The organism is Njordella calcicola (genome assembly GCF_056494125.1).
Map to the genome: position 1 here is coordinate 4,911,949 of NZ_CM151396.1, position 11,927 is coordinate 4,923,875.

At 50.3% G+C, this 11,927-nt stretch carries 12 protein-coding genes; 2 read left to right on the forward strand and 10 right to left on the reverse strand.

Annotated elements, in window-relative coordinates:
* Positions 1–71: 71 nt before the first annotated feature.
* From SH302x_RS19040 to SH302x_RS19050, 3 genes are all read right to left on the reverse strand, one after another.
* Positions 72–557, reverse strand: a complete 486-nt coding sequence (locus tag SH302x_RS19040) for a hypothetical protein (protein ID WP_479364115.1) — start codon at positions 555–557, stop codon at positions 72–74.
* Positions 558–1,009: 452 nt separating this feature from the next.
* Positions 1,010–1,228, reverse strand: coding sequence for a hypothetical protein (locus SH302x_RS19045; RefSeq protein WP_479364116.1), 219 nt, complete (start codon positions 1,226–1,228; stop codon positions 1,010–1,012).
* Positions 1,229–1,230: 2 nt separating this feature from the next.
* On the reverse strand, positions 1,231–1,704 hold the full coding sequence (locus SH302x_RS19050; RefSeq protein WP_479364117.1) for a type II toxin-antitoxin system VapC family toxin: 474 nt from the start codon (positions 1,702–1,704) through the stop codon (positions 1,231–1,233).
* A gap of 525 nt (positions 1,705–2,229) precedes the next feature.
* Between SH302x_RS19050 and SH302x_RS19055 the strand changes: the two genes are divergently transcribed.
* Positions 2,230–2,355, forward strand: a complete 126-nt coding sequence (locus tag SH302x_RS19055; RefSeq protein ID WP_479364118.1) for a hypothetical protein — start codon at positions 2,230–2,232, stop codon at positions 2,353–2,355.
* Positions 2,356–2,976: 621 nt separating this feature from the next.
* Here the strand turns inward: SH302x_RS19055 and SH302x_RS19060 are convergent.
* The 4 genes from SH302x_RS19060 to SH302x_RS19075 all read right to left on the reverse strand — a co-directional run bounded on the left by SH302x_RS19060 (position 2,977) and on the right by SH302x_RS19075 (position 5,339).
* Positions 2,977–3,507, reverse strand: a complete 531-nt coding sequence (locus SH302x_RS19060; protein WP_479364119.1) for a hypothetical protein — start codon at positions 3,505–3,507, stop codon at positions 2,977–2,979.
* Positions 3,494–3,622, reverse strand: coding sequence for a hypothetical protein (locus SH302x_RS19065; protein ID WP_479364121.1), 129 nt, complete (start codon positions 3,620–3,622; stop codon positions 3,494–3,496). The genes SH302x_RS19060 and SH302x_RS19065 overlap by 14 nt, the downstream gene beginning before the upstream one ends.
* A gap of 911 nt (positions 3,623–4,533) precedes the next feature.
* Complete coding sequence (locus SH302x_RS19070) at positions 4,534–5,058, reverse strand: hypothetical protein (protein ID WP_479364123.1); 525 nt, start codon at positions 5,056–5,058, stop codon at positions 4,534–4,536.
* A 5-nt stretch (positions 5,059–5,063) separates the two neighbouring features.
* The gene (locus SH302x_RS19075) at positions 5,064–5,339 is read right to left on the reverse strand and encodes a hypothetical protein (RefSeq protein ID WP_479364124.1); all 276 of its coding nucleotides are present in this window, start codon (positions 5,337–5,339) and stop codon (positions 5,064–5,066) included.
* 657 nt (positions 5,340–5,996) lie between these two features.
* On the opposite strand from SH302x_RS19075, the gene SH302x_RS19080 reads away from it, so the two are divergent.
* Entirely contained in the window at positions 5,997–7,460 is a 1,464-nt protein-coding gene (locus SH302x_RS19080; RefSeq protein ID WP_479363345.1) for an IS701 family transposase, read from the forward strand.
* Between the two features lie 957 nt (positions 7,461–8,417).
* Here SH302x_RS19080 and SH302x_RS19085 read toward each other — a convergent pair.
* The 3 genes from SH302x_RS19085 to SH302x_RS19095 all read right to left on the reverse strand — a co-directional run bounded on the left by SH302x_RS19085 (position 8,418) and on the right by SH302x_RS19095 (position 11,911).
* Entirely contained in the window at positions 8,418–8,984 is a 567-nt protein-coding gene (locus SH302x_RS19085) for a hypothetical protein (RefSeq protein ID WP_479364125.1), read from the reverse strand.
* A gap of 1,424 nt (positions 8,985–10,408) precedes the next feature.
* A complete protein-coding gene (locus SH302x_RS19090) occupies positions 10,409–10,789 on the reverse strand; it encodes a hypothetical protein (protein ID WP_479364127.1) in 381 nt (126 codons plus the stop codon).
* Positions 10,790–11,386: 597 nt separating this feature from the next.
* Positions 11,387–11,911 (reverse strand): hypothetical protein, encoded by a 525-nt coding sequence (locus SH302x_RS19095; RefSeq protein WP_479364128.1) that lies wholly within the window; start codon positions 11,909–11,911, stop codon positions 11,387–11,389.
* Between the last annotated feature and the right edge of the window lie 16 nt (positions 11,912–11,927).

An 11,927-nucleotide genomic window follows, 5' to 3' on the forward strand; every position in this document is an offset into this window, starting at 1 on the left:
GCGAACGGTGGGATTAACTCAGTTCGCGGGTTTGATTGATTAGTAAGTTGGATGGCCTCGCGAACTTGAGTTCAATCCTTGGTTCGCCGGAGTCGCTCGAAGAATTCGTCACGTCGTTGCTGTGAGAGTCTATCATCGGACTCGATTGCCACAGATTCGTTGTCTCGTAGTGATTCAATCGTACCGACCGCAGTTGTGCCGAATTGCTTTGCTGGCGCTGCTGACTCCGATGATTCCCCGAACACCGAGGTCATTATTGTTGAAAACAAGGAAGGCTGTTTGGGAATGAGTTGATCATCTCTGAATTGCTGAGTTCGATCAATGTACTCGATGCGACGTTCAATTTCCGTGCGGGCTTCAGGAGGCATCTCGTCGAACTGTTGCAGCTGTCGTTTATCAGCACCCATGAACAGTCCGATTTCCGGAACAAAGACTCCGCCCGTTTCAAACGCTATGTGCTCGGCTGCAATGTAAACGTCGCGTTTATAGTTCACTCCTCGCGCCCACCACCCTAACGCAAACGCTGCTGGAAGCATCAAGAATGCAAGGACACTCATACGTGGTCTTGGGACCTTCACATCTAGCCTCAATGTTTGGCGAACGCCACGCATCAGCGGGCCGGCGCGATTGATGCTGATTTCAAAACCGACCCGACCGCCGGCTCCGTTGCATGCGATGGTTCGTGGATCTTTTTGTCAGTCCTGCCGAACCCGCCGCTGTTGCTGGGAGTATAACCGATTCCTGCTCGCCCCTGCAATGTTTTTGTCAGCCCTGCACGAGCCCTGGGCAATCAAGCTGGTTGTTCGCGTTGCGAGTAGTCGCGGCGGTATGGAACGAATCAAGGCACCAGTAGTGAAGCTCGCAGCGTGCTGAGCTTTTTGTCTGTTGAGTTACACTCCAGCGCCGCCGCGAACGCTAAACTCGAGCTAAGTCTTCTTTTGGTTTTGTCTTACATGGGTCAGCGATAGTCCCGACGTTGCGTTGGACTTTGAGCCAAGAACGACCGCGATCACCCAGCCGCCGGCGAAGACGCACCAATGGAAACCGCGTCGTTCGGCGGCTTGGGTGCATCGCTTTGTTCGGACTTCCACCTACGTGGTGGGAAGCTAACCGTGTTCCTTTCACGAGACTTAGCGTCGGCAATAATGAGGTCGAGATCATTACCAAAACGTCCCGCCAACTCACGTTTGATTCGAAGAATTTCGTCGTTAATTGAGTCAGTTGTCATTCTTAAGCTCCCAGCAATTCATCAGGCGAGCAAATCGAAGGCGGTGTGTATCCACAATCACGACAAATTTGCTCGATGGTGGCACGAGTCTCCGCGTTTGCGATATGGCGAAAATTCCACGTCAATAAGTATTGTATTCCATTGACAGCCGCAAGGGAAATGTGAAGTGCGTCGCGGGGTTCGGTTTCGGGGATCCCATGTCGCCTCATAAGCTGAACCGCTAGGTTTCTCGCGTCTGCCGAAACGTCAAGAACCTGAATTCCATCAATCAATTGAAGTCGCTCGTTGGCGGCAATCGAATCACCAGCGCTACATTCGTCAACGACAATTTGCGACACTACCAGTTCGTATCCGTCGCGTATTTCCCACCAGCGACGAGAAGAAAGCTGACGCGCTGCGACGATGATGTCAGCCTGTTGTCGAGCGGCGATATGCCCAACAACAGTCGTTTCAACGTACACGGACGGTTTGCTCATTGTTCTTTATGTCCGAACGGGTGCGATGACCGAATGCGAGCGGGGGACTCTGCGCAAGTCAGAACGCTTGATCGAGCACTTCGCGTCCATCGCTTTGTTCGTCGGTAGTTTTCGGGTTTATTGACGGTTAACGTTATTCGTCCCAGGGATCTTTTAGATTCCTCGCACGAACATGCCTAACCAAAAAGAACGGCAATCCAATTGTAGCAGCAAAGATAAGGGGCAACCAGAATCCGGCTACCACCATCGGAAGGGAATTCCACATCCTCGATCCACTGTCTTTGTCTAATACGTCGAGCCAGATCCACAAAGCAAACCAGAAAAGAAAACTGGTTAGTGCGATCCCGAAAGAAACCAACAAGAATCGTCTTGAACATATATGCAGGACAACTGCCGCTGGAGATACGACAAAAAGGCATGTCGCAAGAATCGCGCCGCCAGCACCAGCTGAGGGATCAATCACGATTGCCTGCCATTTGTTGTAATTGATTCATATAGCCAGTGGCGAACGCAAGCATTCCAAGCATGAAAATCCACCAACATTTTCACCGACGAACGGTGCCATTGACCGAGCCCGAGCAGTTGACTCAACGCAAGTCAAAACGGCCGATCGAGGGCTTAGTGTCCAATGGATTGTTATTGCAATTCTAGCGTCTCGAGCGTTCAATTGCACTAAGTAGCGGCCCGGGGTATATGAAAACCACGTTCACATCAAGGTAAGCGGCGTACTCGGCAAGACGATTCCAGTCGCTAGGTTTATCACGCAATAGAACGCCTCGAATGGGCTTTTCGGCCAATTGCCAAAGTTGGTCAAGGTCAAGTTCCTGCCCGTTTTGTTTCCACGCTATTAAACCCCTCTGACGACTAGGGATTGTCGAAAAGAACGCCGTCAATCTGCCGTCGCGCGCGTTTCTCGGCGTAGTCGTAAACGGATGATCTTGCGGAGGTTCAATCTCAATTCGAGGTGGCGCGTCGGATGGTAATTTTCTTTCAAAGATGGGGCCGCGATTCCATGCTCTAGGTCTCGGTTCATATTGGATCCTTACGTAGCCAGGCTTTTCTGGATCGCGGGTGATTTTGCAAAAATCCGAAACCGAGAAGGGAGACTCCTCTTGGGCAGCGCATACAGACCAACCAGTCACGAGCAAGAACAGAGCTGCTAGTTTGCTCATCGCCTCATCCTTGTGCAATAACGACGGCGGTAAACGAGTCGCCGCCAAAAAACTTTGATTTCAAGAAACGCGTTATCGGCGACTTCGGTTGACCGCTTGGTTATGCCAGATTTGTCTTGCCGAGGTCGTCGTATTCCGGCCAGCCCCAACCGCCATTGAAGTCCTCAATATCGAGTTGAACGTCGCCATAGGATTTGAGAGGCATGAACCCCCCATCCGCTTTTGCATTCAAAAGGACGTCCAAGATCATTTCGCCTATTGCAACAGTAAATGGGTCATCACCATCCTCGCTCTCTTCTTCGGCGTCCTCCTGTAACGCAGGAACAACGAATTGTGTTCCATCAATCTTGATCACAGTAAAATCTTCGCCTTCGAAACTGGATTCGATTGCCTCGATCCAGTGACCAAAATCGATTTGTCGGTCTTCGTCGAGCTTTGTCGTCCATTGCCCATCGCGTTGATGTTGGGGACGCGCATCCGCGTGAATGAAAATCCATCCAGATTGATCGCACGAATAGCCGATTTCAATCGCAGACAGTGACGCTGGTTTGGCAGCGGCAATTGTTTTGACGTTTGATTCGAGTTCGCGACGGAAAACTTTGGCGTCCTCGCGTAGGTCAATTGTTCGCATTGGGTGTGTGCCTCAAATTGATTGGCATAACGCTGGCGATCACCGAGCCGCCGGAGACACGCTCTCCATTGACAAACCGCGCAGTCGGCAACTCGGGTGCATGTACGCCCAACATGGGCGTGAGTTTGTGGGGTGCGGAGCTCGCGAGAGTTCTCAGTCCCCTGTGTTTAGTTCCGATATTCTTACAGGAGTCAGTATACCAAATGAATAGCTCGTAAGAAACAGACACGAGGCGAAGGCAACTGCGACCCGGGCGACCGGGCGTGGGAAGGAAGCCTGCGAAACCATGGGTAAGCGCCGAGTCTGTCGACCGCCATCAGTGCGTCACTACCCCACTCGGATGGTTTCTCGCCAAGACCTGCGAGGTTACGTACAGAAACCGCATAGAGGCCGGTCGCTCTAGCCGAGCGTGCATGAGAACGCGAAGGCAAATCGGAAACGGAGGATTGGTAGATGCGGAGCTTGTGCAGGGATAATTCACGCTCTTATTTGGGGAGATCTGCCGATGTCCCTGCCTGAAAACGTAAGTCCTTGCGACCGAAACTCAGGGCGTTGCAAAGGCGACTTTGCTCGCACATCAACAGAAGTCAGCAGCGGCCGTAGTACTGATCTTCGAAGTCCAATCGAAACAGGAAGGGCCAAACGAATCTTGTTAAGGAAGAACTAGCCATAACCTCGAACCGTCCGAAACACATAGAAGCTAGCTTGCGCATTCCCACGGAAGCCGAGCATCACAAAGCCACGTGCTCTTTGGAGTCTCAGTCGAGATCAATCGGAATCGGCGGCCACGGCAAAGCCAGCCTTAAGCTAAGTGTAGGAACCAGACCGACGCGAGCGGATGCCACCTCCAATGTCACCCGCCGCCAACTCGCTCTGCACCTCCGATACCGCGTTTACCAGCGAGGTTCGAACCGCCGGATGCGGACCCGCATGTCCGGTGGTGTGAGAGGGGTCCCGGGTAACCGGGCTCCTATCTCGATCGTCTTGTTCGCCTAGCATCCCATTTTTTGGTTGATACTGGGTAGCTCAGTCAAAGTTTACTGACAACACTCCAGCCTCACTAAGTTCTAACAAGAGTTCGCGAAGTTTCTTTTCATATTCAGCCGGCCCAAAATTACAAAAACGCGAGGAAACTGGATAGCATTCTGCATAGCAAGCGAACAGAAATGTGTCACGTATCATCGGAAAAAAATCGACGTAAACTCCGCCTTCACTGTCATCTACTATGATCAAATCGTCCCATAACCAACGAACGGGAATCCAACATCTCAGCTCGATCTCGGCGCAAAATGTTTGCCCGCGTTCATCTCGTTCAAACAGATTGATTCCGATTCCGTAGCTCATAAATATCTGGATGATGGAGAACTTTGTACTCCGCTTGATGTTCGCGGAAAACTTTAAGGACTTTGTAATGTCATCTGGGATTTCTTTCGCACATGCCCTCTCAAAAACGTCAACGGCACGCTGCAGCGTAAAGCGACTTTCGCAATTGGATAGATCCTTCATCTCGTCTAGAACATTCTTCCAGATTGCATCGGTGCTTGCGTTCATGTCAGTCATCGGTGAGGAGAACGACAGGGAGCACCGAGTCGCTGGACATCCGCTCGCAATTGGCAAACCGCGTGATCGGCGGCTTCGTGTGCATCCCATTGTTCTTCCTTCGTCAAATTACGGACCGTCCATTTGGTGAAGGACAAGTAGGTCCGTGACATTATCGTCATCATCGAGTACGAGAGCAACAGACCATATGTGGGATACCAAGAATCCTGCGCTCTCTGTTCGGTGGCATCTAAGAAATCGAGAGTTCGAAATGGATTTGTATTCACGCTCATCACCGATGATTCCTGGGCTTTCAGAAAACGAAGCATCGACGAGCAGGTCGCATTTGAATCTTGCTTTTTCCATTTCGGCCCGGGCGGTTGCCAACGGAGTCCCGATTGGAATCCGATTTGAAACGCCGTGAATCATATCATCGCGATTGTCGGCCCGTATTCGATGCGATGAAAGTGACTGGCATCCGCAAACAACGAGCAAAGTGAGTAGAAGCGTGATTCGTTGCATCAGTGAATCCATTCAAACGCAGAGCGGCACCGTTCACCGGGCCGCGGCGATAAACTAAATTCTCAAAACCAGCCATTTACGCGTCGTCGGTGCAACGCCTTGCTATTATGTAGTGCTTTCGTTTGTATAGCAATTTTGCAATTACACCACCGGCTATAGCAAACAAGACATTGAAAACACAATTTCCGATGTAACGAATTCTAGTTGATGCAGCATCCTGATATCTGGAATCATTCAGGAAGTATCTATAGTCGGTATTTCGAGTCAAGCGTTCATTCGGATTCCAGTTGGTGTATGCACCATTTGGAGAAAGAACTGCACTTTAGGGAATCTCATCAATCAAGTCGAGGATTGATCTTGCCACGAAAAAGGCCCTTCGGGAAATTGGAGGTTACCACACCAAACCAATCATCCACAAAGGGCCAAGGATGGCTAAGCGTAAACACTCCGGCAGACCTCCACAAGCTCAACATGCTGCGAAATCCACGTCGTCTCAACACGACAAACGGCAGAGGTTGGTTACGGCCAATCCGAATCGTCAATCCACTGAAGCTGCCAGCGTGCCACTGCTGGGCGGTATAGCCACACTCACTACCGCCATGAGCAGCTTGCTGGACAAGCGAATCGCGTTCCGGCTGCCGATTGTTGTTGCCGGAGCTTTGCTGGCCGGAGGTCGCCGGACGGCCGCCAGTTGGTTTCGATGTGCGGGTGTCAAAGACGATTGGGATCGCTTTTATGAACTGCTTCAATCCGTCGGCAAGAACGCCGCTGCGTTGGCGTTTGCGGTTCTTGGGGTAATCCTCAGAAAGTTTGATCCTGGTGAAAAAGGTTACTGGACGATGGCCATCGACGATTCGCCAACCAGACGATTTGGGCCATGCGTGGAGGCGGCCAACATTCACCACAATCCGACTCCTGGCCCGGGTGATGGAGACTGGCTCTACGGACACAACTGGGTCTGCTTGGCGATGCTGATAAGCCGTCCGCTGTTTGGCATAATCGCGCTGCCCATATTGTCGATGTTGTACGTTCGCGAAGTTGACATCACCAAGCTGAAACAGCGATATGAATGGGAATTTCGCACTAAACACGAACTCGCCTTGGAGCTCTGCCGAAAAGTGATGCGGACCCTTAGAGCCCTGGGAAGCAAGGCTGGGTTCATCGTCGTGTTCGACGGAGCGTATGCAGCGATGGTGTTGATCCGACCGCTGATTGCCGAAGGGGCGATCATAGTGACGAGGCTGCGTAGTGACGCCAAGCTGTTTGAGCTTCCCGTGAACAAAACCGGACAGCGTGGTCGGCCTCGCAAATACGGCAAGAACCGTATCAGCCTCAAAAAGCGAGCGACTAATCGTCGAGGTTGGAAAACGATTAGCTACTGTTGTCGCGGCGTTATGGTCGAGCGTCGCTACAAGACATTTTTGGCGACAAGCCAAGTTGTGGGTGGGACAGTTCGAGTGGTACTGCTGGAATACACCAGGGGTAATTGGGCGGCGTACGTTAGCACTGACGCTTTGATGAGCGTCGAGATGATTCTGAAGACAGCGTCGGATCGGTGGGCGATCGAAGAGCATTTTCATGACGTCAAAGAAATCTGGGGTGCAGGTGAGCAACAAGTTCGTAACGTGTGGTCGAGCATTGGCTGCTGGAACCTGTGCGGATGGTTGTATACACTGGTTGAATTGGAGTGTTGGGATCACACGAGTGAACAACTGGTGGACCGAAGCGATCGTCCATGGGACAATCCAACTCGCCGTCCTTCGCACAATGACCGCCGGCGAGGAATAGCCCGGAAAATGCTGCGCGAAGTATTTTTGAGAGATCTCCAATCTGCCGCCGATCCATCAAAAATACGCGACCGATTCGAAAGACTCTTGGCCCTAGCGGCATAAGCCTAGCACGCTATTCCAACAATCCCCTAAAGTGCAGGAAAGAAGGTATTCAGTAAGGGTCCCAGGAAGCGAGTAGAATTCGCGATGCGCAAGCCCGCCTACCAAGTAATAAAATCCAATACCAAAAATCGCGTAGCCAATCCAATATGGCCGCTCTTCCTCACTAGTTACGAATATCATTAGCAAAGAGAGAATGAGCTGGATCGCAAGAAAAGTCGACAACGTAGCAACAAGTATACGTTCGAGAGTAAGGATCCCAGCAAATCCCAGTGCAACGAAAGTAACGACCAGTAAAATGCTTCTTGTGGTCAATGTGGCATCCAAAGTAAAATAACGTCCAAGTTCACCGATTGACACAGCGTTCACAGATTGGCACATTGAATGCTTTCTTGTTCAGTAACGCACTGAGTGCCACTTCGGTGCAACGCATTGTTCGTCGATCAGTCGGAATCCAGGGTTCGGTTAGGCCAACTCCTCGATTCATCTGGTCCGTCTGGAGGATCGGTCAAGTATACCGCACGAATCGGTTCTGAGATTGGTGAAAACGATGGGTCATTTACATCAATCGGTGAGCGCGTGCCACGAAAGTATACGATTCCTCCATGCGCAACGAATGCTCGTAGTGCCTTCCGAACCAAATCGATCGCAAGGCACAATGATTGAAAAGAGTCTTCGCCGCCATTTCGAGTTTCGGGGAATAACGGTTCAAATGCAATTGGACATTCAACGTACGATCTTCCGTTTAGAGTTGTCCCTTCCAGAGGTCGGCCGATCTCGAGCGTTGCAACAAATACAGCACCATGTTTGTCGCGGCAGTCGAAGGTAGTCGAAGCAATTATGTCTTGCATTTCTGTCAATTCGACAAACGGCTGCGTTCACCGAGACGCGGCGTTAAACCTAAATTCTCAAATCGGCAGGTCAAGCGTTTTCGGTGCAACTCCTTGTTCTGCAATCTTCCTATTTAAATCCTCTGAGTTCCTTCTCTATCTCTTGTTCCATTTTCTCCGATAGTTCAGGAAATCGCTTCATAACATACTCGCTCGAATTTATGCGCCAAATCCTCGCTCGATCTTCTTCTGCAATTACATCGAAAAAAGTTCGCATCCAGGTGCAAGATCCTGCATAGGCTGAAACAAGTTTGCGATCACGCGCAATGACTGTAGTCCACGAGAAACCGTCTGGTTCAAAATTGAGGATTTGATATGGCCCTATTTCTTTGCTAGTAATCGGTTCACGTAGTTCGATAACCTGCTCGACATCTTGCCCCGCTTGCAGGCTGTTCAGGTGCAAGGCTCGAAGCAATGGATCAGTTGTTTGATCCAAGACGGTCAGGGAATTATCCATAGACAACTCGACTACAGGAGAGCGTTCTAATCGTGAAACAAGTAGAACGCTTGTAGCAATCGAAATCGCTAATCCAAGCATGATCGTGAGTTTTATTAAGAACTTCATTGTTGCAGAACGGCGGCGTTGACCGGGCCGCCGCCAATCAACATTGACTTCATGATTGGCGCGATCGGCCACTCCGCGTCTAACGCCTTGTTATTTTGCGTCAGTGATTCAGTATAGCCAATTCCATTCGTTTGGCGACAAACGGCGGACGTATTCGAGATCCAAACGCGGCGATTCATCATTGACGGCAACTATACGGAATTCGTGATGGCCATTGCCAATTTCGGCAGGTGCCGCGTTCACGATTCGGAAGCGAGAGGAATAGTGATGTGCAAGTCTCGGCGAAGAAAGGAAAAACTCACCGCATGATGCCATCATAAATGCGTGCATTGTTTCGCCAACCGCTGGAACGACGGTGTTAGTTTCCATGCAATGATAGTCAATCCCGAGACTATTGACAGCAAGTGATTTTTCGCCGCATTGTGGGCATTGCGTATTGTCCGCCTCGTGATTGCCGAACTCCCTGGCGTTAAGATACCGGGCTCGCATATTCGATGCCCGTATTAGGTCTGTTGTTTGAAATTGTTTGTTGCAATGTGTGCATTGAGGTGTCACGTAGCGGAATGGAACCCTAAGTGGTCGGTCAACCGTCTTGCAATGTCGACAGCGATAAAGCTCCTCGATGAAGCAGAATGGTTCAGTTTGAAATCCACATGTGCATAGCAGTGTCGCTTCGCCAGCAGGTAGGGAAAAGTCCGTAGGTTGCTCGTTCATTGTTTCAGCGACTTAACGCTACACATCAGCGGGTCGGCGCGATTGATACTGATTTCCAAACCAACCCGACCCACGGCCCCGTTTTCAACCCGTTGTTATTCCGCAACTACTTTAGTATTGGTCCTGAAATGGTACCATGAAGGGTTCGTTCTGAACATCCGCGAACTCTCTTCTGAATCGCACGACCGATTCAAGAGTTCCTTGAATGTCGATTGCCCGTTGTAGCGATTCGGCCATCTCTGAATATCGTTTGAGTTTCATCAACGCGTATGATTTCCGATAGTGTGCGGTAAAAGATCGCGACTAAATCGCCAACGATGAGTCAAATTCAGATATGGCATCTTCATAGTGTCCGAGTTCAATTAACGACTTTCCCGCGTAATTTCTGGATGAGATGCCCCAAGGGTTAATGCGCGCGGCAGTTCTGAAATCTCCCACTGTTAATTCCATTTCGGCGGCATTAATAGGGTCGTGAATTCTGACGCCACCACCTGCATCGTAGTGCCGCCATCCCAGTTGCCAATAAACAGAGTAGGCTAACCACCAGCAGCAACCAAGAACCATTGCACCTGTGAGAAAACGCTACAACCGAGTTTTTTTGGATTGGCTAAAGAGATTTCTTTAGCGGAATAATGTCCGCCGTCACCGAGACGCAGCGATAAACCTAAATTCTCAAAAATTGCTATTTACTCGTCTTCGGTGCAACGCATTGTTCGTCGTTAGCAGTTTCATGTTTATAGCGGCGTTGAGAAGCAAAACCAAACATGCGAAAAAACACGTGATCAACGCAGAAGTCCAAAGTAGACCATACCAACCACAATAGCAAGTTGAAGCAGACAAAGCATCCAAATTACAAGCAATACCTTGACGGGCATACACGAGATCTGTAATTGTCCCTCTTTTTCCGGGCTGAATGCAATGGCTGTGAAGAGAATTGCGAATGGGCCAATGAAGGCAAACACGAACGCTCCTATGAAGAGAGCATACCAAATTGACGGAAAAAGTTTAACGGCGGAGATCGCGAATGCGACGAACGCCGTCCCGAGCATAATCGGTGCTATGCCAAACTGCCGCTTTTTGACGCGCAGTCTTTCGTTCTTGTAATCAGTTGCGCCGTTCATGTCCTGGTGCGAGCCAAATAAGTCTGCTGCAATAGCCAACAAGATTGAGCACATAGCGTCAATTTGCAGTATAAAACTTAAATCGACGAACGACACCCATCACCGAGCCTCCGCCAAAGATGTCGATAAAGTCAAACGCCGCCAATCGGCCACTTCGGTGCATGGTTTAATTACTTGGTTTCTTGCCGATTCCATTTCGGTTTCAGCCATCAATCGGTAGCGCTCTGGTGCATTTTGCACACACCCTGGCAGCCTGATCAATACTTGACTGGCAATATGGACAAATTTTCTGCGGACGACTAGCTAGGTTAATGAGCAAGAACAAAGGACCGAAAATCACCGCGTGAGGTAGCGAGAATAAGACAACAAACAACGCCCGTTCGGGACGCGCCGATTTTGTGAGCAGTAGAAATGAACCCACAAGCCCGAGGCCGCTCCAGATAAAGATGAATGGGAATAGATTCATACGCGTTGAGTCACCTAGGGTCAGCCTGTTGGAGCTTCGTCCGACCTACAGTAAAAGTTGTGGTTCGTTTGCATTTGCCAAATAACGGCGGCAATCACCCAGCCCGAGCAGTTGACTCAACGCAAGTCAAAACGGCCGACCGAGTGCTTCGTGTACATGCCATTGTTACGCTTTCAGTGCAGGTAGTCCACTGCGATCGAGTCCCAGTCTAATGTCCGAATCGCTTGCCTCACGGAATCATCAATCGGAAAGGCAAAGTTGTTCTGAAACCATACGATTGTCAATTCAGATCCATCCTTGCTTTTGTCCCGTGCTGGCTGCAAAGATGAGAAACGCCCAAAGCAAACCGTCCCTGGCAGAGTAGCTGGGGTGCCAAAAGGATATTTCCCGTCATACTCAATTGTCGTTTCCGATGGTTCGATCAAATGAACCTTGATTTTCCAAAGTTCCGCGGCTTCGTTACAGATGTATGGGACCATTCTCGCATTGCGCTCGTGAGTGGGCAAGCCTTCAATGAGTCCTTCGTACGTTCGGAACTGGTAGAGTCGCACCAACGCGATCTCACGTCCGGAAGCCAATTCAGTAGTCGAAGGTTCTGTCAAGCGGATTCTCTTAGCATAACGACCGCGATCACCGATGTCGCGGCCAGTAAATCTACCCTCAGGAAGCGGCCGACCCGCGACTTCGGTGCATCGCATTGTTCTTCCATCTTCA